The organism is Rhodococcus sp. SB1D (assembly GCF_048573875.1).
Lineage (GTDB): Bacteria > Actinomycetota > Actinomycetes > Mycobacteriales > Mycobacteriaceae > Rhodococcus_F > Rhodococcus_F qingshengii.
Genome location: NZ_JBMAIQ010000001.1, coordinates 576,026 through 597,435, shown reverse-complemented (window position 1 = coordinate 597,435; position 21,410 = coordinate 576,026). Strand labels below are relative to the sequence as shown.

The 21,410-nt window shown below is 63.2% G+C and carries 21 protein-coding genes; 7 read left to right on the top strand and 14 right to left on the bottom strand.

The window, feature by feature from the left end; all coding sequences use genetic code 11:
* Positions 1 to 56: 56 nt before the first annotated feature.
* The 5 genes from ACN50D_RS02840 to rimP all read right to left on the bottom strand — a co-directional run bounded on the left by ACN50D_RS02840 (position 57) and on the right by rimP (position 5,558).
* Positions 57 to 347: a DUF503 domain-containing protein gene (locus ACN50D_RS02840; RefSeq protein ID WP_003942205.1), complete on the bottom strand. Its 291-nt coding sequence runs from the start codon at positions 345 to 347 to the stop codon at positions 57 to 59.
* A 113-nt stretch (positions 348 to 460) separates the two neighbouring features.
* On the bottom strand, positions 461 to 3,406 hold the full coding sequence (gene infB, locus ACN50D_RS02835; protein WP_030535614.1) for a translation initiation factor IF-2: 2,946 nt from the start codon (positions 3,404 to 3,406) through the stop codon (positions 461 to 463).
* A 108-nt stretch (positions 3,407 to 3,514) separates the two neighbouring features.
* Positions 3,515 to 3,865, bottom strand: coding sequence for a YlxR family protein (locus ACN50D_RS02830; RefSeq protein WP_019748063.1), 351 nt, complete (start codon positions 3,863 to 3,865; stop codon positions 3,515 to 3,517).
* Positions 3,866 to 3,909: 44 nt separating this feature from the next.
* Positions 3,910 to 4,941 carry a transcription termination factor NusA gene (gene nusA / locus ACN50D_RS02825; protein WP_003942738.1) on the bottom strand — a complete coding sequence of 344 codons (1,032 nt, stop codon included), beginning with the start codon at positions 4,939 to 4,941 and terminating at the stop codon, positions 3,910 to 3,912.
* Positions 4,938 to 5,558, bottom strand: coding sequence for a ribosome maturation factor RimP (gene rimP / locus ACN50D_RS02820; protein WP_075833006.1), 621 nt, complete (start codon positions 5,556 to 5,558; stop codon positions 4,938 to 4,940). The genes nusA and rimP overlap by 4 nt, the downstream gene beginning before the upstream one ends.
* A 271-nt stretch (positions 5,559 to 5,829) precedes the next feature.
* Between rimP and ACN50D_RS02815 the strand changes: the two genes are divergently transcribed.
* Together ACN50D_RS02815 and ACN50D_RS02810 are read left to right on the top strand one after the other, a co-directional pair.
* Positions 5,830 to 6,282, top strand: coding sequence for a hypothetical protein (locus tag ACN50D_RS02815; protein ID WP_003942726.1), 453 nt, complete (start codon positions 5,830 to 5,832; stop codon positions 6,280 to 6,282).
* Positions 6,279 to 6,734, top strand: a complete 456-nt coding sequence (locus ACN50D_RS02810; RefSeq protein ID WP_003942700.1) for a ferritin-like domain-containing protein — start codon at positions 6,279 to 6,281, stop codon at positions 6,732 to 6,734. The genes ACN50D_RS02815 and ACN50D_RS02810 overlap by 4 nt, the downstream gene beginning before the upstream one ends.
* A gap of 53 nt (positions 6,735 to 6,787) precedes the next feature.
* Here the strand turns inward: ACN50D_RS02810 and ACN50D_RS02805 are convergent, their stop codons facing one another.
* A complete protein-coding gene (locus ACN50D_RS02805; protein WP_064073682.1) occupies positions 6,788 to 8,212 on the bottom strand; it encodes an MFS transporter in 1,425 nt (474 codons plus the stop codon).
* Positions 8,213 to 8,295: 83 nt separating this feature from the next.
* On the opposite strand from ACN50D_RS02805, the gene ACN50D_RS02800 reads away from it, so the two are divergent.
* From ACN50D_RS02800 to ACN50D_RS02790, 3 genes are all read left to right on the top strand, one after another.
* Positions 8,296 to 8,931 carry a TetR/AcrR family transcriptional regulator gene (locus ACN50D_RS02800; protein ID WP_003942694.1) on the top strand — a complete coding sequence of 212 codons (636 nt, stop codon included), beginning with the start codon at positions 8,296 to 8,298 and terminating at the stop codon, positions 8,929 to 8,931.
* Positions 8,932 to 9,024: 93 nt separating this feature from the next.
* Complete coding sequence (locus ACN50D_RS02795; RefSeq protein WP_007735030.1) at positions 9,025 to 9,522, top strand: nuclear transport factor 2 family protein; 498 nt, start codon at positions 9,025 to 9,027, stop codon at positions 9,520 to 9,522.
* Positions 9,519 to 10,352, top strand: a complete 834-nt coding sequence (locus ACN50D_RS02790) for an SDR family NAD(P)-dependent oxidoreductase (protein ID WP_003942723.1) — start codon at positions 9,519 to 9,521, stop codon at positions 10,350 to 10,352. Before ACN50D_RS02795 ends, ACN50D_RS02790 begins: the two co-directional genes overlap by 4 nt.
* Here ACN50D_RS02790 and ACN50D_RS02785 read toward each other — a convergent pair.
* Together ACN50D_RS02785 and ACN50D_RS02780 are read right to left on the bottom strand one after the other, a co-directional pair.
* Positions 10,314 to 11,270 carry a DMT family transporter gene (locus ACN50D_RS02785; protein ID WP_007735024.1) on the bottom strand — a complete coding sequence of 319 codons (957 nt, stop codon included), beginning with the start codon at positions 11,268 to 11,270 and terminating at the stop codon, positions 10,314 to 10,316. The genes ACN50D_RS02790 and ACN50D_RS02785 overlap by 39 nt on opposite strands.
* A 91-nt stretch (positions 11,271 to 11,361) precedes the next feature.
* Positions 11,362 to 12,657: an MFS transporter gene (locus ACN50D_RS02780; protein WP_372450106.1), complete on the bottom strand. Its 1,296-nt coding sequence runs from the start codon at positions 12,655 to 12,657 to the stop codon at positions 11,362 to 11,364.
* Between the two features lie 159 nt (positions 12,658 to 12,816).
* Here ACN50D_RS02780 and ACN50D_RS02775 point away from each other — a divergent pair, with 159 nt between their 5' ends.
* On the top strand, positions 12,817 to 13,242 hold the full coding sequence (locus tag ACN50D_RS02775; protein ID WP_003942732.1) for a pyridoxamine 5'-phosphate oxidase family protein: 426 nt from the start codon (positions 12,817 to 12,819) through the stop codon (positions 13,240 to 13,242).
* A 75-nt stretch (positions 13,243 to 13,317) separates the two neighbouring features.
* On the opposite strand, the gene ACN50D_RS02770 is transcribed toward ACN50D_RS02775, so the two are convergent.
* The 5 genes from ACN50D_RS02770 to ACN50D_RS02750 all read right to left on the bottom strand — a co-directional run bounded on the left by ACN50D_RS02770 (position 13,318) and on the right by ACN50D_RS02750 (position 19,061).
* Positions 13,318 to 14,097: a nuclear transport factor 2 family protein gene (locus ACN50D_RS02770; RefSeq protein ID WP_054188574.1), complete on the bottom strand. Its 780-nt coding sequence runs from the start codon at positions 14,095 to 14,097 to the stop codon at positions 13,318 to 13,320.
* Positions 14,094 to 15,824, bottom strand: coding sequence for an acyl-CoA dehydrogenase family protein (locus ACN50D_RS02765; RefSeq protein WP_211920324.1), 1,731 nt, complete (start codon positions 15,822 to 15,824; stop codon positions 14,094 to 14,096). Before ACN50D_RS02765 ends, ACN50D_RS02770 begins: the two co-directional genes overlap by 4 nt.
* 58 nt (positions 15,825 to 15,882) lie before the next feature.
* Positions 15,883 to 16,542 (bottom strand): rhomboid-like protein, encoded by a 660-nt coding sequence (locus ACN50D_RS02760; RefSeq protein WP_003942804.1) that lies wholly within the window; start codon positions 16,540 to 16,542, stop codon positions 15,883 to 15,885.
* A gap of 22 nt (positions 16,543 to 16,564) precedes the next feature.
* Entirely contained in the window at positions 16,565 to 17,236 is a 672-nt protein-coding gene (locus ACN50D_RS02755; RefSeq protein WP_020969392.1) for an O-methyltransferase, read from the bottom strand.
* A gap of 79 nt (positions 17,237 to 17,315) precedes the next feature.
* Entirely contained in the window at positions 17,316 to 19,061 is a 1,746-nt protein-coding gene (locus ACN50D_RS02750) for a proline--tRNA ligase (RefSeq protein ID WP_054188575.1), read from the bottom strand.
* A gap of 55 nt (positions 19,062 to 19,116) precedes the next feature.
* Between ACN50D_RS02750 and yaaA the strand changes: the two genes are divergently transcribed.
* Positions 19,117 to 19,860, top strand: coding sequence for a peroxide stress protein YaaA (gene yaaA / locus ACN50D_RS02745; RefSeq protein WP_182261070.1), 744 nt, complete (start codon positions 19,117 to 19,119; stop codon positions 19,858 to 19,860).
* A 12-nt stretch (positions 19,861 to 19,872) separates the two neighbouring features.
* Here yaaA and ACN50D_RS02740 read toward each other — a convergent pair whose 3' ends face one another.
* Complete coding sequence (locus ACN50D_RS02740; RefSeq protein WP_211920326.1) at positions 19,873 to 21,381, bottom strand: protein adenylyltransferase SelO; 1,509 nt, start codon at positions 21,379 to 21,381, stop codon at positions 19,873 to 19,875.
* Positions 21,382 to 21,410 lie beyond the last annotated feature (29 nt).

Here is a 21,410-nt window from a genome sequence, read left to right as displayed (position 1 = left end):
AACTCGATTCGGTACGCCGTCTGGAAGCGTGGCTCATCGACACCGCCCGATGACGCTCAGTCTTCCGGGCCGAAGATTCGCCTTCGCACAGCCAGCAACTGAATCTCCGGACGCTCGGCGACCGCCCGCTCACAATGATCGAGAACGTCGTGCAGGTGATCGACAGACGAACTGACCACCCCGACGCCCACGAGCGCACGACGCAGGCGTCCCTGCTCCCCCGCCTCCGCTGCACTCACACCGAATCGACGGAGTTCCGTCAGGATCGGCGACAGCATCGAACGCTTTTCCTTGAGTGAGTGGACATCGCCGAAAAGGATGTCGAACTCCAGTGCCCCTACAAACATTTTCCCCCTAGACAGAGCCGAATGGACTCTCTCGGACTTGTATGTTCAAGTCCGAGAGAGTCCATGTCAGCTAGTACTCACGTGCGTCCGCCCCAACGCCCGTGTCGACATAATCAGTCGCGCGGCTTCTCGCGAAGCTCGTAGCACTCGAGAACGTCACCGATCTTGATATCGGAATAGGTGACGGTCAAACCACATTCGTAGCCTTCGCGAACCTCGGTAGCGTCTTCCTTCTCCCGCTTGAGCGAGGAGATGGTGACCGTCTCGGCGATGACCTTGCTGTCGCGGATGAGACGTGCCTTGGCGTTGCGACGGATGCTGCCCGACGTGACCAAGCAACCGGCAATGTTGCCGATCTTGGACGAACGGAACATGGCGCGGATCTCTGCCTTGCCCAGCTCGACCTCTTCGTACACCGGCTTGAGCAGACCCTTGAGTGCCTTCTCGACCTCGTCGATGGCCTGGTAGATCACCGAGTAGTAGCGAATGTCGACGCCCTCGCGGTTCGCCAGCTCCGTTGCCTTGCCTTCGGCGCGGACGTTGAAGCCGATGATGATCGCGTTGGACGCAGCAGCCAGGTTGACGTTGGTCTCCGTGATGCCACCGACACCGCGGTCGATGACGCGCAACTGCACCTCGTCGTCGATCGGAATTCCGAGGAGAGCCTCTTCGAGGGCCTCCACGGTTCCCGAGTTGTCACCCTTGAGGATCAAGTTCAGCTGTGAATGTTCCTTCAGAGCTGCATCGAGATCGTCGAGGCTGATGCGCTTACGACTCTTCGCTGCAAGCGCGTTGCGCTTACGTGCGTTGCGACGGTCCGCGATCTGACGAGCGATACGGTCCTCGTCGACCACGAGCAGGTTGTCGCCTGCACCGGGGACCGACGTGAAGCCGATGACCTGGACCGGACGTGAAGGCAGTGCCTCGTGGACGTCCTGACCGTGCTCGTCCACCATGCGGCGGACGCGGCCGTAAGCATCGCCGGCAACGATCGAGTCGCCGACCCGCAGCGTTCCGCGCTGAATGAGCACGGTAGCGACGGGGCCGCGGCCACGGTCGAGGTGCGCCTCGATGGCAACACCCTGAGCGTCCATGTCCGGGTTGGCGCGCAGATCCAGGGAAGCGTCGGCCGTCAACAGCACTGCTTCGAGCAGTGCGTCGATGTTGAGACCCTGCTTCGCCGAGATGTCGACGAACATGGTGTCTCCGCCGTATTCCTCGGCCACCAGTCCGTACTCGGTGAGCTGCTGCCGGATCTTGTCCGGGTTCGCGCCTTCCTTGTCGATCTTGTTCACCGCGACCACGATCGGCACGTCGGCCGCCTGGGCGTGGTTGATCGCTTCCACCGTCTGCGGCATGACGCCGTCGTCGGCTGCGACAACAAGGATCGCGAGGTCGGTGGCCTTGGCACCACGAGCACGCATGGCCGTGAAGGCCTCGTGACCGGGGGTGTCGATGAACGTCACGAGACGCTCGTTGCCCTCGAGCTCGGTCAGCACCTGGTAGGCACCGATGTGCTGCGTGATGCCGCCGGCTTCGCCCTCACGGACATTCGCCTTACGGATCACGTCGAGCAGACGGGTCTTACCGTGGTCGACGTGGCCCATGACGGTGACCACAGGCGGACGGGACTCGAGGTCCTCTTCTCCGCCGGCGTCCTCGCCGTAGGTGAGGTCGAAGCTGTCGAGCAGCTCGCGATCCTCGTCCTCCGGGCTGACGACCTGCACGACGTAGTTCATTTCGCCGCCGAGCAGCTCCAGCGTCTCGTCGTTGACCGACTGAGTTGCCGTGACCATCTCACCGAGGTTGAACAACGCCTGCACGAGTGCTGCGGGGTTCGCATCGATCTTGTCCGCGAAGTCCGACAGAGATGCGCCGCGAGCGAGACGGATGGTCTCGCCGTTGCCGCGTGGCAGCCTGACGCCGCCGACTGCGGGAGCCTGCATGCTTTCGTACTCGGCGCGCTTCGCCCGCTTCGACTTACGTCCACGGCGAACTGCTCCGCCGGGACGACCGAATGCACCTGCCGCTGCGCCGCGCTGACCGGGACGGCCACCGCCGCCGGGACGACCGCGGAATCCACCGGCCGGAGCTGCTCCACCGGGAGCACCTGCACCGGCACCGGCGCCGGGAGCGCCGCCACCGCGGTATCCACCGCCGCCGCCACCCGGACGACCACCGGGAGCGCCACCGGGACGACCCGGACGTCCGCCGCCACCGGGCGCGGGACGAGCGGAACGAGCAGGCATTGCACCCGGGTTCGGGCGAGGAGGCATGGAGCCGGGGCTGGGACGGGGTCCGCCCTGACCTGCAGGCGGACGGGGTCCACCCTGGCCGGGAGCCGGACGGGGACCGCCCTGACCCGGAGCCGGACGAGGTCCACCCTGACCGGGAGCCGGACGGGGACCGCCCTGACCCGGAGCCGGACGAGAACCGCCCTGACCTGCGCCCGGACGCGGTGCGCCGGGAGCCGGACGAGGTGCCGGACGCTCGGCGGGTGCCGAGGAGTACGGGTTGTTACCGACGCGAGGTGCCTTCGGTCCCGGACGCGGTCCGCCGGGCTTCGCGCCGGTGGACGGTGCGGCCGGAGCCGCGGGGGCTGCCGGTGCCGACGCTGCGGGAGCAGCCGGAGCCGGACGTGCCGGCTGTGCTGGTTTCGGAGCGTTGAACGTCGGGGTGGGGACCGGCGCTGACGGTGCTGCCGGAGCAGCGGCTGCGGGAGCCGCGGGGGCTGCCGGGGCCGGCGCTGCGGGAGCAGCCGGTGCGGGTGCGGCCGGCTTGGGGCCGGGACGCGGTGCGCCAGGCTTTGCAGCCGACGGCGACGGTGCGCCGGGCTTTGCCGCGGGGCGAGCCGCCGGAGCGGCTGCGCCGGTCTCGGACTTGGTTTCTGCTCCGCCTGCCGACGGGAATGACTCCCGCAGACGACGGGCGACGGGCGCCTCCACTGTGGATGACGCAGACTTCACGAACTCGCCTTGCTCCTTGAGCGTTGCGAGTAGTTCCTTGCTGGTGACACCGAGTTCTTTAGCCAACTCGTGCACGCGGGCCTTGCCTGCCACTGCTCTCCTCACTGATGAGGTCGAGCAGGAGGCATCCCACAGATGTGGGTCCCGCACGACCTCGGGTTATCGCCGATGGACGTTCATCGTTGGTGCTTCACGGTGTGCTCATGAGTGCTTGTGCCTGTTCTTCTCGAGAGGTACTGCTTTTGTGTGAACTGCGTCGACCAGCTGGTCGACAGCGGACGTGTCCAGATTTCCGGACACTCGCAGTGCTCTGCTGAATGCTCGGCGCCGCTCTGCCAGGCTCAGACAACTCGGATCCAGGTGCAGCCATGCACCTCGACCGGGGAGTCTTCGCGATACGTCGGGGACGAGCGGGGAACCCTCCGGCCCCTGCTCACCAACCACGACCCTCAACAGATCGACAGCCGACCCTTGTTCCCTGCATCCCACACACGTTCTTACCGGCGAACCGGGTTTCACGCGCGCCGAATCCGAGGACTCACGTCGAACCATTGTCCACTCTACCGCCGAACCGTCTCGATCACTGCATTCCACCGTTATCCGTTGGACGTGGCGGGCCGGTCGGACGCGTCGCCAACGGGTGCCGCATCGCTGCGAATGTCGATACGCCAGCCCGTCAACCGCGCAGCCAGGCGGGCATTTTGACCCTCTTTTCCGATGGCCAACGAAAGCTGGAAATCGGGCACGATGACACGGGCCGCACGAGCCTCGGGATCGACGACAGTGACGGAGACCACTTTCGACGGGGAAAGTGCGTTGCCCACAAACGTCGCGGGATCTTCGTCGAAGTCGATGATGTCGATCTTCTCCCCCGCGAGTTCGCTCATGACGTTGCGGACGCGCTGACCCATCGGGCCGATGCATGCACCCTTTGCGTTGAGCCCCTGCACACGTGAGGCAACGGCGATCTTGGAACGATGTCCCGCTTCGCGCGCGACGTTGATGATCTCGACGCTCCCGTCCGCGATCTCTGGAACCTCGAGTGCGAACAACTTGCGAACCAGGTTCGGGTGGGTCCGCGAGAGGGTGATCTGTGGGCCGCGGGCTCCGCGAGCAACCCCGACGACGTAGCACTTGATGCGCTCACCGTGCTCGTAGTTCTCGCCGGGAACCTGTTCTGCAGGCGGCAACAATCCTTCGGCGCCATTGGATTCGCTGCCGATTCGGACGACGACCATTCCGCGGGAATTCGCACGCGTGTCACGCTGAATGACACCGCCGACGATTTCACCCTCATGGGTCGAGAACTCACCGAAACTGCGCTCGTGCTCGGCGTCGCGCAGACGCTGCAGGATGACCTGGCGTGCGGTGGTGGCCGCGATGCGTCCGAATCCCTCGGGAGTGTCGTCCCACTCCTCACCGATCATGTTGCCGTCGGCATCGGTGTCGTGCGCCATCACTCGCACCGAACCGGTCTTGATGTTGACATCGATCCGAGCGTTCTGCTTGTGCCCCTCGGTGTGGCGGTACGCCGTCAGCAGCGCGGTCTGGATCGTGGCGATCACAGTTTCGATCGAGACACCTTTTTCGGCTTCGATCGCTCGCAACGCTGCAATGTCGATATTCACTTGTCGAACCCTTCTTCGTTTTCTACGTCTTCTAATTCTGCTTCGTCGTCTTCGACACTGTCCACGCCCGAGTCCTCGGTGAGGTCAACCGCATCGGAGGGAACTGCGCGCCCCTCCGGGATGCCGCCCGCGAGTTCCAACTCCGCCTCACTGGGCTTCGAGAACTCCACCTGAACTACAGCCTTTTGAACGTCGCCTAGTGCAATCTCGCGCACGGTCGGTCCGCCACGGCCACCGATGACAACTGCCACGGAATCGTCGTTCATCGTTCCGATACGGCCCACCACGGTCTCGCCGGCCAGATCGATTCGCGCTTTACGTCCGCGAGCCCGACGCCAGTGACGATCGAGCGTCAGTGGGCGATCGATTCCCGGGGAGGTCACCTCGAGGGTGTACGGCGTTTCACCGATTTCCTCGAGGGTGTCGAAAAGTTCCGAAACGAGTCTGCTGATCTCCGCGGCGGCATCGAGCTCGATCCCGGCATCGCTGTCGACCATGATGCGCACCGCGCTGTGCTTGCCCGCACTGGTCACGACAACGTCTTCGACGTCATAACCCTGGGCGTGCACGAGTTCGGAGATCAGCTCGATCACCCTCTCCCTGGATGGCACCGGCATCTCGCGAACTCCTCATTTCAGTTGTCGTCGATTGTCCGACTTGTGTCGACTGTCGACGTGGGCGGCTGCGAGCATGAAAAGACACCAGGTGCCACATGCTGCAAGCATCCAAGAGTACCGCTCATTGCGCGTCTCCGTGACCAGAGTGCCCGACGCACGTCACACTTGAACACGTGCCGCGGATTCGAACGATCGGCCGACCACCTGGCACGATGGACTGGTGCTGACGCCCATGACTACTACCCCACTCTCCCGGCGGAGTGCGCTCAAGATGACGGGAACTGCAGCAGCGTTGGGCGCTGCGGCCTTCTCGTTGTCCGCCTGCACCGACAACGGCACAGCGGAGGCGGCTGCAGAAGTCGACCAGCTGACGGCCCAGGCCGATCGAGCCCGCTCCGACGCGGCAGCAGCAACCGCCGCCATCGCTCTTGCGCCGGACAAGTCGGCATCACTGACCACGATCAGCGCCGAACGCACAGCGCATGCACTCGAACTCGACGCCGAGATTGCGCGAGCAGCGGGCAGCGGCGCCGCTACGACCACAGCGCCCCCGTCGACCTCGGTCGCAAACGCTCCTACGGGCGTCGAAACCTTGAGTACCTCGCTGGCCGATTCGGCGCGCAGTGCCGCGGATCTCGCTCGGACGATGTCCGGCTATCGCGCGGGCCTGCTCGGTTCGATCAGCGCGTCGTGCTCGACTCAGGTTGCGGTGTTGCTTCCGTGATCACTTCGCACACCCGTCGATCCGAGAGTTCTGCCTTGCTGACCGCAATCGAATCAGAGAATGCTGCGATCTTCGCTTACGGAGTGGTTGCCGCGTTTTCGAATCCTGCCCGTGTCAACGAGGTTGCCACGCACACAGCAGCGCACCGCGCACGACGTGATGCGCTGGTTGCCCTGTCGACCGACGCGGGCGTGACCCCGCCGACAGCCGCGGCAGCTTACGAGATCCCGTTTCCGGTGACGGACGCCGTTACCGCGGCACAACTGGCAGCACAGATCGAATCCGACACCGCCGTGACCTACAGGGCATTCGTCGAACAGGTCGATACCGACCAACTCCGCACGTTCGGAATCGACGGCCTGACCGATGCGGCAATCCGCGGCGCCGGATGGCGGTCCGCGCTGGGAACCGCTCCGGCCACCTCAGCGTTCCCGGGGGACCCGACTTCGTAACTGCTGTGCGCCTTTATTAACCCCCGGCGGTTAATAAAGGCGCACAGCAGTGCTCAGGCCTTGCGATGCGAGGGCACGAACCACGCCGCGACCACGGCCACCAACACGAAGCAACCGCCGACGCGCAGTGCAGGTGTCAGCGCATCTCCGTAACCGAGGGGCGTGAGGGCACCGCCGGCGGCAAGGAAGACCGCAGTGAGAACCGCGATTCCCAGTGCAACACCGATCTCACGAAGCGTCGAGTTGGTCGAACTGGCCGTTCCGTGATCAGGCTCGTCCATATCGACGAGTACCGCCGTCGAGCTCGGCGCGAAGGTCAGGCCCATACCGATTCCCGCCATCAGTAGAGCCGGAACCAGCGACCCGTACGTCACGTCGGGACCGATCAACGCTGCCAACCAGAACAATGCTCCGGCCTGGAGCAACAGACCGGTCAGCAGAAGCGAACGGAGCCCGACCTTCGGCGCCAGAAAACCGGCGAGAGGCGCGAAGATCATCGGCGCTGCCGTCCACGGAAGCGTCCGCAGGCCTGCTTGGAACGGGCTGTAGCCCATCACGATCTGGAGGTACTGCGACAGCAGGAACACCGCCCCGAAGATTCCGATCGAGAAGGTCAAGCCGATGACGTTCGCCATCGAGAAGCTGCGTGAGCGGAACAGACGTAGGGGCATGACCGGATGCGAGGTCTTCATCTCGCGAAGCACGAACAGTGCCAACGCGACTGCGGACCCGACCAACGACGCAACTACTCCAAGCGATCCCCAGCCGTCGTCGTTGCCGTGAACGATCCCCCACACCGCCAGGAACACACCGAGTCCGGCGAGTGCGACACCGGGAAGGTCGAGAGGCTGTGTGCGACCGGTCGATTCGCGCAGCGCGTACAACGCGAGAGGAACAGCGACGATCGCAACCGGCACGTTTATCCAGAAGATGCCCTGCCATGAGAACCCGTCGACTACTGCTCCACCGACAACCGGACCCATCGCGATTCCCAGCCCGGAGACTCCACCCCACACGCCGATTGCCATGGCGCGCTTGGCTTCCGGTACCGCTGCCACGAGGAGAGTGAGTGAGAGCGGCATGATCGCGGCAGCGCCGGCGCCCTGAAAAGCTCGGGCCGCGATCAGCAGGCTTGGTGTCGTCGACAACGCCGAAGCAATCGACGCCGCCGTGAACAGCCCGATCCCGAATACGAACATCTTGCGGCGCCCCCACCGATCGCCGAGCGTCGTCGCCGAAAGCATCAGCGTCGCAAAGCAGAGCGTGTACGCATTCATGAACCACTGAAGTTGCCCGACGGACGCATTCAGCTCCTTCTCGATCACCGGCAGCGCGCTCGTCATCACGAGGTTGTCGAGGGTGGCCATGAACATGGGCAGAGAGGCAGCAACCATCGCTATCGCGATCGGAACCTTACGTCCTCCACTGCTTTCCGACCCGGATGCGGCGTCCGATCCGGACTTCGTCAAAACGGTCATCGTGATTCCTCGAGTGAAGGTGCCTTAAGGCATCGAATGATTACTTAGGTCGAAACTAAGCTATCCGGTGATAACGTGTCAACATGTCGATCGGTGCAGCTGAACCACGTACCCGCAGGATGAGCGCACCGGAACGTCGCGCGTTGGTCCTTGCCGCGGCAACGCGAGCATTCGCAAAGGGTGGATACTCGGGGACCAGTACGGACGCCGTCGCCAAGGAAGCCGGTGTCTCGCAGCCCTACGTCGTGCGCATGTTCGGAACCAAGGCAGATTTGTTCCACGCAGTGTTCACGCGCGCGCTCGACGAAATCGTCCGCACCTTCAACGACAAATTGGATACGGTCACGATCGATCCGAGCAATCCGCAGTTCTGGGCCGAACTCGGATCCGCCTACGGCGAGCTGGTTCTCGACCGAGATCTACTGCTTGTCATGTTGCACGGCTTCGCCACCAGCACCGATGATGTCGCCGCCGTCTCCCGGAACGCCATGTCCGGCATCTACACCTTGCTGCGCGAGCGCACCGGTTGCACACCCGAGCAAGCGCGTTTGTTCATCGCGAACGGGATGCTGATCAACAATCTGCTCGCAATGATGGCGCCCGAACACGCCGAAGAAGATCCAGCCCTCGGCGAACTCTGGGGCAGCGTCTTCAGCGACTCGACTGCGATCACGCTCACCGGCGACGAATCCTCGAGCGAAACCGACACCGATTCCTGACCGGTCACTGGGAAAAACTACACACATGTGACTGAGGACACCCTACAGTCGATCCGACATGTCTCCGGGAAACCCAGACGAAAAGGACCGACGTTGGATCTCGCACAACGCCTCGACGCGCTCGAACAGATCGAGGAAATCAAGAAGCTCAAGCACGGCTACTGGCGAGCATGTGATGCCAAGGATCCAGTTGGGTTCCGCAACAGCTTCATCCGTTCCGGAGCGTCGATCGACTACGGCCGCCTCGGCGCCTTCGACGACGCGGGGCCGATGGCGGACATCTTCGAGAAGATCGCTCTTCGCAAGGTCGACGGCCGGTACGCGGTCCTCGACATGCATCACGGATTGCATCCCGACATCACACTGACCTCGGAGACGTCGGCGGTGGGGCGATGGGCTCTGCAGTTCCGCCAGATCGACACCGTCGGGCGCACCGAGAAGTTGATGACCGGCGAATACGACGACAAGTACGTGATCGAGGACGGTATGTGGAAAATGAGTCAATGCCATTTCACGGAGACGTGGTCGATCACCACTCCCCTTTCCCCGGACGCTGACATCGCCGAGGGTTCGTTGGGTGGGCCGCGATGACGACGAATGGAAAAGTTGCGCTCGTAACCGGTGCCAGCCGGAGCGTCGGCAAGGGCATTGCCCTCGCGCTGGGAAGCGACGGATGGACGGTGTACGTGACGGCCCGAGGAACCGTCGGCGACGACGGCCCACTCGATCGCACCGCAGCCGAGATCACCGAGCGCGGTGGTCACGGCATTGCCGTGCAGTGCGATCACGCCGACGATCAACAGATCGTCGACCTGTTTGCACGCATCGCCGAGGAACAGTCAGGCCGCCTCGATCTTCTGGTCAACAACGTCTGGGCAAACCCGGCGGGTTATGCAGGCTTCGCCGATCCGTTCTGGAAGAGGCCGATCGACGATTGGGATTCGCTGATCGGAATCGGACTGCGCGCCCACTACGTTGCTTCGGTGGAAGCGGCGAAGTTGATGGTTCCCCGGGGCAGTGGAGTGATCGGCAACATCTCGTCGTTCGGCACCCGCGGGTACCTGCACTCTGTGCTGTACGGGATGTCGAAGGCAGGTTTGGACAAGATGGCCGCGGACATGGCTGTCGAATTGAAGGGGACCGGCGTCACCGCACTTTCCTTCTGGCTCGGGTTGATCCGCAACGAGCGGATGGAGGCGAGTGGGATCGAGAGCTTCGAAGGCTTCTCACTGGCCGAGGCCGAAACCCCGGAATTCGTCGGCCAAGTCATCACTGCATTGGCCAACGATCCAGAAGTGAACGCGCGCAGCGGTCACACACTGATCACCGCCGAGACGGCCGTCGAGTACGGAATCACCGACGCCAACGGGAAACAACCGGCGTCACACCGCAGTGCCTTCGGTGGCGGCCCGCTTTTCTGATTCATCAGTAGCAGTGGTCGCGTCGCGTGCCGGCACAGCACGCGGCGCTGCCACTCGCGCCTTGAGGGCAAGCCAGGCACACCCGATGACGACGACACCGCCGGCCACGATCGAGGGTGACAACGTCTCACCGAGTATCAGCGCCGACCAGGCAATGCTGAGCACCGGTTGAACCAACTGTGTTTGGCTCACAGTGGAAATGGGACCGATCGCCAGACCCCGGTACCAAGGAAAGAACCCGAGAAACATACTCACGCATCCCAGGTAGGCAAACGAAAGCCACGAATTCACATCGGCAGAGACCGGAGCCTGGGCCATGGACGCCACCGTCAACGCAATCGTGACCGGCAGTCCGAGAATCAATGCCCAGGCAATCGTCTGCCACGACCCGATCTCGCGGGCCAGCAACGCACCTTCCGAATATGCCAGCGCTGCACACACCACCGCGGCGAACAGAAGAAGATCAGCGAGATGAAACGAGCCGAGTCCGCCGTTTGCAATCGCCACGAACCCTACGACCGATACCGCGCCGGCGGCGCTTGCCCACCAGAATCCCTTACTGGGACGCTCTTTTCCTCGGACGACCGCAAATACCGCGGTCGCAGCGGGAAGTAGCCCGATCACGACTGCCGCGTGACTCGCCGGCGATGTCTGCAACGCAAACGTGGTGAACAGTGAAAACCCCAGTACCGCACCAACAGTCACGAGTGCGATGCGCAACCACTGCCGAAGCGTCGGAAGCGTCGCGCGAGTAACCGACAGCATCACAATCGCAAGGGCCCCGGCAACGACGGCGCGGCCCGCACCGACGAACAGGGGGTCGAGATCCGCGACGGCGACCCTCGTGAGCGGAACGGTGAACGAGAACGCCAGCACACCGAGCAAGCCCCACCACAAACCGGATCGAGACGATGGCATCGGTAGCGGTGCCTGCGGCGCGACGATAGCGCTACTCTTCATACTCATGTTTTACGGTAGCAGCAGCACGCCAACCAGCGAAACTGGTATTTCAGGTGCGCACCCGTGTGCAGGAGATAGAAATTGCTCCGAGCAGTCCGACGAGCGCGAAAGCGTAGAAGCCCCACGGCACGGCGTAACCCGCGCCCAGGAGGACTCCGCCCAGGATCGGGCCACAGATCGCACCGACCCGGCCGACACCTGCCGACCATCCGAGCGCGGTCGCGCGAATCTGAGGTGGGTGATTGGCGCTCGTGAAGGCGTAGACCAGTACCTGCGCACTGAACACGAAGCATCCGGCGAGGAAGACCATCACGTAGATTCCGAACGACACCTTCACACTCAGAAGCGCCAGGAACAGTGCAGCTCCGGCGAACCACACGATGGCTGCAGTCCGCGGGCCGATCTTGTTCGCGACACCCCCGGCGATCAACAGCCCGACGACGGCGCCGGCATTGAGGATCAGAAGGAACGTCAACGACGCCCCGAGGTTGTAACCGGCCTCACGCATGATCGTCGGAAGCCACGTGTTCAATCCGTAGACGAGCAGCAAGCCCATGAAACTGGTGATCCAGATGGCGATGCTGTTGCGCAGGAACTTCGAAGAGAACAGTGCGCGAACGGGATTGGCGGCTTCGGCGCACTCAACTTCGGACGTGGGCGCAATCTCGAGTTCGACTCCGTAACGGGCAGCGATTTCCTCGGCTTCGGCACGCTTTCCGTGAGCGAGAAGGTACGACGGGGATTCCGGCAGATACCGCAACATGAGTGGAATCAGGGCGACGGCAGGAAGTGCGCCCACAACGAACATCGCTCGCCAACCGAAAGGTTCGATCACGACGAGCGCCAGCGCTGCGGTGGCAACGGCGCCGACGTGGTAGCCGGTCATCAGCATGGTCGACGCAGATCCACCGCCTTGTTTCTTCGAGAATTCGTTGACCAGAGCCAATGCCGTCGGTAGGGCGCCACCCAGCCCCACACCGGCAAGGAAGCGCAGCAGCCCGAAGATGAACGGATTGGGCGCAATTGCGCACAACAGAGTCAGAATCGAGAATGCGGCAACGGCGTACAGCAGCGCGCGGCGTCGACCGATGACGTCGGTGAGAGTGCCGATGACGAGGGCGCCGATGGTCATGCCGATGAGCCCGAAGGTCGAGATCATCGTGATCGTGCCCGTACTCAAACCCCACGCGTCGTAGTCGAGAAGCGAAGGAATGACCGCGCCGAGTACGACCAGGTCGAATCCGTCCAGAAGCACAGCGATCCAACACAACGGTGCTACCCACATTGCGGCACGCGCCCCAGGCGAACCGGTGATTGAACTCGACTGCGTATGCGGTGCGGTCATCGGATCCTCGACATTCACTGCTTGTGGGCGTTCGCGACCGGTTGGGATCCAGTAGTTCGGATCGAAACGTGTTCGCATTGCGAACGCCTGTTCATAATGAGCACATCGATTGTGTACGGAGTCACAACGCCATGTCAAACGTCGCGGTAATCTCGAGGAATGGCACTCTCCGAAAATGAGCGTGAACAGTTCCTGGCCGAACCCCACATCGGGGCGCTGTCCGTGGCGGACGGCACCGAGCGCGGTCCGTTGACCGTCCCGATCTGGTACCTGTACTCACCCGGTGGCAAACCATGGATCCTCACGGGCAAGGATTCGCGAAAGGCACGACTCATCGAGTCGGCCGGGCATTTCTCGTTGATGGCTGAAAGGCTCGATCCGACAATTCGTTACGTCAGCGTCAGCGGATCCGTCGACAAGATCGTTCCGGGCACCGACGAGATGCTGGTCGAAGTCTCGCGGCGTTACCTGGCCCCGGACAAGGTCGACGGGTATCTCGAATTCGCGCGATCGCAGTTGGGCGAACAGGTAGCGATCTACATGAATCCGCAGCACTGGCTGTCTGCGGATCTCGGGGCGATCTGACAATTCTCAGAAAAACGAAGGCTCGGCGCGCCGGAGTGGCGCGCCGAGCCTGACCTGCATGTGGAGGGCTCTATGTCAGCTCTCGGTGAAGAAACGCACCCGATTGAGTCGATGACCGCTCGCCTCGAAGCCGAACAATACGATGGCAGGTTCCCCGCACACGATGACGCTCGCCGTCACGGTGCGACCGGCAACCAGCATCTTGCTCTTCGTCACGCCGGTGAGCAGAGCGTTGACATCAGCGTTGGACAACTGCGTCCCCGCAGGAAGCTCGACGGGTACCGGCGGCGTTCGGCCGACAGCGGCCGCATCGAGGAACCGCGACGCTGCCTTCTTGCCTTTGTCTCCGACGCCGAAGATGCCGCGCGAGAACCCGAGCGCCCCGCCGATCCCCTGGTTCGAGAGCAACTGCGGCGTCAACTTCGCGGCCGCCTTCACCCCCGCCACACCAGCAGTCGCGAGCTGGCTCAACATCGTCGCCAATTCCCAATGCGCGTAGAGGGTTCCGATCCGCAAGGAATCGGGCTCCCCCACCAAGTCGTATCGCAAGTGCATCGGAACGTCGAGAACGACTCCGGTCGACATCTCGGTAGCGAGGCTCAGATCGCGCCACACCGTCCGGCCGCACACGATGTCGCGCTCGACATGGAAGGTGATCGAATTGGGGGCGATGAACGTGTCGTAGAAACTCTCGATCGCCGCCTGACCGTTGTGCGGACGTGAACCTACAGGGTCGTTGACCTGTCCGTCGCCGGCAAACAGGGCCACCCAGGTCGAGCGGTCATGCGCGCCGACGGCTTTCGGGGATCCCTCCACGACGGCCATCAACTGCTCGCGCGTCACCGGCGCGGTCATGCGCGCATCTCGTATGCACCGTCGTACGCCTTGACCTGCTGCCACACCCGGTCGAAGCGTTCACTGTCGACAACAGGCTTCCGCACCGCGGCCAGGGCCCACTTCTGCTGCTCGGGTGTCGACGACGGCTTTCCGTGCAGTGCGATCGCGTATCCCGAGAAGTCACGAATCTGGAAGTCGAAGATCTGATCGACAACGTCGGCGTCGAGCCCGCTGATCTCGGCCTGTTCGAGAATCAGATGACCGTAGACGACGAGAGAGAACAGGTGCCCGACGTTGAGCATGAAATCGAGATCCTTCTGCTGCTGTGCGTCCGGCGCTGCAGCAGTGAGCAATTCGGTGAGCGCGATCGCCTGCTCGTAAAAACGGGCGACGTTCGGAATCGAAGAGTGCTTCTCGTAGACGGGCTTCCACTCGTGGAACTGAATCTTCGCAGCGCCGCGGGTAGGCCCCTGGTTCCAGAAGAACTCGTCGTCGGCGGCGCCGTCGCGCGTGACGATCTCCGGGAACTGCGCCGAGTTGAACAGATAGTTCGGCAAGAACTTGAGAATCAGGCCGACGTTGACGTGGACGGTGCCCTCGAGCTTGGGCAGCGTGCCGATCATCTGCGCTGCCTCGCGGAAGTACGTGGACTTCTCGTATCCCTTGGCTGCGATCACATCGTGCAGCAACCCGACCACCTTCTCACCTTCGGAGGTGACCTTGGCCTTGGTCATGGGATTGAACAGCAGGTAGCGACGGTCCTCGAGGCTGGCGCTGCGGAAGTAGTCGACCGCCCGCGCACTGAACTGCTTCATCGCGATCAGACGTGAGTACGCGTCGACGAAGGCGGCGCGAACGTGGGCGAAATCCGTGACGGGATTGCCGTACAGAATTCGATTCTGCGCGTGAGTGATTGCCTCGAAGAACGCATGCTCGGTGATGCCGATGGAGCCGGTGCAGAGGTTGAACTTTCCGACGTTGACCGTGTTGAGCGCGGCCTCGAATGCGGCGACGCCGGTGTGCAGAATGTCTTCCTCGCGCACCGGGTAATCGTCGAGGCGGAAATTGCTGACATACATCTGCCCGCGCAGGACGTTGTCCACTAGCTGATAGTTCGGATGTGCACTGTCGGCGACAAAGAACACGTAGCCTTCGGGGCCCTCGACGTCGGTACGACGCCCGAACACAGACACCATTCCGGCTACGTTGCCGTTTCCGATGTAGTACTTCTCGCCGCTCGCGCGGAAGGCGACGTCGCCGTCGGTGGGAGTGAGGAGCATGTCGGTGGAGTACACGTCGGCGCCGTGGTCGCGCTCGGACAGCCCGAACGCCATGACACCACCGTCGGCAAGTTCCTGCGCTGCACGCTTCTTCGCAGCGTCGTTGTCACTCATCCAGATCGGTCCGAGTCCGAGGATCGTGACCTGCCAGGCGTACCAGTAAGCGAGTCCGTAAAAACCGAAGATCTCACTCAAGGCCGCGTTGCGGGCACCGTCCCAACGACGGTTCTCGTCACCGTCGGCGAATGCCGCCGGAGTCTGGAACGTCGCGAACAACTTCTCCTTGCCGACGAATTCGAGAAAGTCGGAGACCCACACGGCGTCGAGGTCGTCCTGAAGCAGTTGCTTCTTACCGCGGCTCTCGAACCATTCGATGGTGGCTCGCAGCAAACGGCGGGTCTCCGGATCGAACTGAGCGGGGTCGTAAGTATGGGGGTTGAAGAGCAATCCATCGGTGCCAGACACGTCATTACCTTTCGTCGATGACGCTAAACTACCAGCGGGTAACTTTCCGCGGTGCGATTCATGGAAGACCTGCGATTCTTCGCGAATGCCACAGGTCCATCGGATTCCACGTGCCGGCCCGAGCGCGCGTGATCGGGTAGCACGCCAACCCGAGCAACAACGCAGACATGTGGCCGATGGCGGTGAAATTGGTGGCGAAAATCAGAGGTACACCATAGAAGAGCAGCAACCCCGCGAGATAGACGTATCGCCACGGATCGACGATTCGATATACCAGAATCCCCATGACGCCGGCCAGACCGTAACTCACACCCACGTCGAGAGTGTTGACCGCCGACTCCGCCACGTATCCGTGCCGAATACCTTCGTACAGAACACCTTCGCTGATGTACGTGGCTCCGACGTGGGCAATGACGACAACACACAACCACCGCCACGTCCCGAGCCAACGCTCAGCCGTTGCATGAAAGATGGTGAAGAGAACCAGGTATCCCAACCAACCGCCACCTTCGAGCCAGAAGGCACTCGAGAACAGGACTCGTAGCGGGTCTTCGGCCAGGTGATGCAGATTGGTCGAGCGCTTGCCGAGAAAACGCTCCTCGACATTGTCAGGCAGATGCCGCAGGAACAGTGTGGTGAACAGCAGGGCCAGCAACCAGACGTAGGTACCGGGAGCACTGCGCACCCATCGCCATGCCGCCTTGGCTGCCCCCAGCATCCTCACCGCTTCGAGTCTGCGCTCACTCGTTCACTACTGCAACGGCAAACCCGTCCCATCCCTTCGAACCCACGGTTTGAATGGCGGTGCCGTCGAGTTTCGGCTCGGCCGCGATCATCTCCAACACCGCTCGACTCGCTTTGACGCGCTCGTCGTCGATATCCGGGTTGGACACGTGTCCCCCACGCACCACGTTGTCCACGATGATGACGGTTCCGGGATGCGAAAGGGCCAACGCCCACCGCACGTACTCGGTGTTGTTCTCCTTGTCGGCGTCGATGAAGACCAAGTCGAAAGGTCCCAACTCTTCCTTCGCGATCGACGGGAGGCTGTCGAGCGCCGCCCCGACGCGGACGTCGACACGGTCAGCCAAGCCGGCGCGCTCGATATTCGCCCGAGCGACATCCGCATGGGTGGGATCGAATTCCAGCGTGATGACCTGGCCCGAGGGGCCGACCGCGCGAGCGAGCCAGATCGTGCTGTATCCGCCGAGCGTTCCGATCTCGAGAACATTGCGCGCCAGGCACATTCGCGCCAGAAGATTGAGGAGCTTGCCCTGGTTCGGCGCCACGTCGATGGGCGGGAGACCGGCCTCGGAGTTGGCGGCGAGTGCCGCGTCGAGAACCGGATCTTCACCTACCAACGTGGAGACAAGGTAACCGTCGACTTCTGCCCAATCCGGTTCGCGTTCCATAGCCACGATTGTGGCAGAAAAGAAGGGCCGCCGCAGACACCTCGGAAGGTGGCTGCGGCGGCCCAGACGACTATTCGAATCAGCCGCGAACTGCGCTGATGATCTCCTCGATCGCCGAGTCGGCGTCGATCTCACGGCTCTCGCCAGTGAAGCGGTCGCGAATTTCGACCTTGCCGTCGGCCCAACCACGGCCGACGACAACGATCAGCGGAACGCCGATCAGCTCGGAGTCCTTGAACTTCACGCCCGGCGATGCCTTGCGGTCGTCGAGGATTACTTCGAGTCCGGCACGGTCGAGTTGCGCGGCGAGGCCTTCGGCGCCTTCGCGCGCGGTCTCGTCCTTGTTCGCGATGACGAGGTAGACGTCGGCCGGTGAAACCTCGGCAGGCCAGCGCAGGCCCTTTTCGTCGTGATGCTGCTCGGCAATGACGGCCACCAGACGCGAGACGCCGACGCCGTACGAACCCATGGTCGGGCGGACGGGCTTGCCGTTCTCGGCGAGGACGTCGACGGTGAAGACGTCGGTGTACTTGCGGCCGAGCTGGAAGACGTGCCCGATCTCGATACCGCGAGCCGAGACCAGCGTGCCGGCTCCATCGGGAGAGGCGTCGCCGTCACGAACCTCGGCGGCTTCGATGGTTCCGTCAGGGGTGAAGTCGCGACCGGCAACGAGGCCGACCACGTGCTTGCCGTCTTCGTCGGCGCCGGTAATCCAGCTGGTGCCGTCGACGACGCGCGGATCGACAAGGTAGCGAACGCCGTTGGCCTGCAGAGCCTTCGGGCCGATGTAACCCTTGGCCAGGAACGGGTTGTTCTTGAAGTCGGTCTCGGTGATCATCACGAACTCGGCCGGCTCGAGCGAAGCTTCGAGGCGCTTTTCGTCGACCTCACGGTCGCCGGGGATGCCGATACCGAGCAGTTCCCACTCGCCGCCGGGCAGGCGGGTCTTGACCATGATGTTCTTGAGTGTGTCGGCGGCGGTGACGGTACGGCCGAGATCAGCGCCGTTCGCCCAGTCCACCAGGGTGTCGATGGTGGGTGTGTTCGCGGTGTCGTACACCTTGGCTTCGGGCAGCCCGTCGAACGGAATCGAATCGGGAACAACAGTCTTGACGGCCTCGACGTTGGCGGCGTAGCCGGATTCGAGGCAGCGGACGTAGGTGTCTTCGCCGATCTCGCTCTCGGCAAGGAACTCCTCGGACGCGCTGCCGCCCATCGCACCGGAGGTGGCCGAGACGATGACGTACTTGACGCCCAGACGCGTGAAGATCTTCTCGTAGGCGCCGCGATGCGCCTGGTACGACTCCGTCAGGCCTTCGTCGGTCAGGTCGAAGGAGTAGGAATCCTTCATGAGGAACTCGCGGCCACGCAGAATGCCGGCACGCGGACGCTCTTCGTCGCGGTACTTGGTCTGCACCTGGTACAGGGTGACCGGGAAGTCCTTGTAGGAGTTGTACTCACCCTTGACCGTCAGAGCAAAGAGCTCCTCGTGGGTCGGGCCGAGCATGTAGTCGTTGCCCTTGCGGTCCTTGAGGCGGAACAGGTTGGGGCCGTACTCGGTCCAGCGGTTCGACGCTTCGTAGGGATCGCGCGGGAGCAGCGCAGGCAGCAGGATTTCCTGTCCGCCAATGGCATTCATTTCTTCGCGGACAACACGCTCTACCTCGCGCAGCACCCGCAATCCCAGCGGCAACCACGAGTAGACGCCTGGAGCGATACGACGCACGTAGCCGGCACGAACCAGCAGTTTGTGGCTGGCAACTTCGGCGTCCGAGGGATCGTCACGCAGGGTACGCAGGAACAGGTGGGACAGACGGGTAATCACGAGGTGTAAGGATAGTCGCCGCAGTCGGCCGAGCGGGCCTCGGTACGGTTACAGCGTGCTTGTACTGCTGCCTCCCTCAGAAACCAAGTCCGACGGCGGCAAGGATGCGCCCCTCGATCTGGCCGAACTGTCGATGCCCCACTTGACCGAAACGCGCGAATTGCTGGTTCAGACGCTGGTCGATCTGGCCGCTGACGTCGAGGCGTCGTGCGAAGCGCTCGGGCTCGGCCCGACGCAAGCAGACGAAGTGGAGCGCAATGCCAAGCTGTGGGTGTCCGCGACGCGGCCCGCACTACAGCGCTACACCGGCGTGCTCTTCGACGCCCTCGACGCAAAGTCGTTCACCCGCGCCCAGAAGGCGAAGGCGCTCGATCGGATCGCCATTGGTTCCGCTCTGTTCGGTGCTGTCCGCGCAGGAGATCTGATCCCCGCCTACCGCCTCTCCGGCGGGTCCAAGCTGCCGGGGATGGGGACGCTGCGCTCGCTGTGGAAGCCGGAGCTGCCGAAGGCCTTGGCCGCCGAAGCCGACGGCCTTGTCATCGATCTACGATCCGGCACCTACCAAGACCTCGGACCTGTTCCGGACGCCTTGATCGCAACGGTCCTCACCGAGAAGCCGGACGGCACCCGGACGGTGGTCAGTCACTTCAACAAGCACCACAAGGGTCTGCTTGCCCGTGCGCTGGTGGTCTCGCGCGCCGAACCGACCGATATCAAGGGTGTCGCGCGGGTGGCGTCGAAGGCCGGCCTGCGGGTGGAAATCGCGTCGGAGCGTGAACTGATCATCCTGACGGATTGATGGCTTCGTCTGTCAAGTGCCACAGAAGGTTTGGAATGTTTCGCTGAAAGACTGCGGAGCCGCCTCGGTGTAGTCGGTCCACTCGTCGCGTCGGTCGAATGGATGCGTGACAACCTCGAGCAGCTTCTCGAAGGGAACGAGGTCGCCGTCGGTCGCGGCGCGCAGGGCAGCATCGAGGTGATGATTACGCGGAATGTACAGCGGGTTGACGCGATCCATCGCGCTCGCGGTCTCCGCGGCCCCACGCCCCTGGTCCGTCAGGGCCCTGTGCCACCGCTGCAACCAAGACGCGATGTGGTCCCGTGGCACGAGGTCGTCGAGGGGCGCCGAATTTCCACGCAATTCGTCGGCGAGTGCGCGGAAACTGCCCGTCCAATCAGCACCGTGTTCCGCCAACAACGTCAGCAGATCGTCGACGAGCGCCCGATCGACAAACGGCTGGGCCAGACCGAGCTTTTCCGCGAAACCGGCCGCATAGTGTCCCTCGTAGCGCTCGTCGAAGGTCTCGAGAACTGCCGACGCCGCGGAAATCGCATTGTCGGGTGCGGAATCGATCAGCGGCAACAGTGTTTCTGCCAAGCGCGCCAGATTCCACTTCAGTACAGCGGGCTGATTGCCGAACGCATAGCGGCCCCCGTGGTCGATCGAGCTGAACACTGCCGCCGGATCGAATGCGTCGAGGAAGGCGCACGGACCGTAATCGATGGTCTCTCCCGAAATTGTCGTGTTGTCGGTGTTCATGACCCCGTGCACGAAACCGATGAGCATCCACCTCGACACCAGTGACGCCTGCGCCTCGACGACCGCCTCGAGGAACCTCAGATAGCGATTGTGTGTACCCGTTGACGGAAGTTCGGTCAGCTCCGGGTAGTGCCGGGCGATCGCGTAGTCGGTGAGCGGCTGCAAGACCTCGCCCTGCCGGGCCGCGAACTCGAAGGTCCCAACGCGTAGGTGACTCGACGCGATCCGTGCAAGCACGGCACCGGGTTCTGCGCCGTTGCGGCGAACGTCTCGGCCCGTCGCCACCACCGACAGCGCGCGCGTAGTGGGGACACCGAGGGCATTCATCGCCTCGCTGACGAGATATTCGCGCAGCATCGGCCCTACGACCGCATACCCGTCGCCGCCCCGAGAGAACGGTGTGCGCCCGGAGCCTTTCAAATGCAAGTCCACTCGCTGCCCGGCACTGCTGACGAGTTCGCCGAGTAACAACGCCCGACCGTCTCCGAGAATTGGTGCATACCCACCGAACTGATGACCCGCATACGCCATCGCCACCGGTGTGGCCCCGACCGGCACCGTCGACCCGGACAGTACGCCGATCCCGTCCACACTTCGCAGCGCTGCTACGTCCAATCTCAACGACGCAGCCAGCTGCTCGTTCACCACGAGCAACTGCGGGTCAGGGGCGGCAGCACCTTGCCACGGCACCGTCAGAGCGCCGAGTTCGTCGGCGAACGTGCTCTCGAGGCCGGCCACGATGGTGACCGTGTCTGCTGTGGATTCCTGGAATGCGGCCATCACACGAGAGTAGTCACCGTGCGACAACC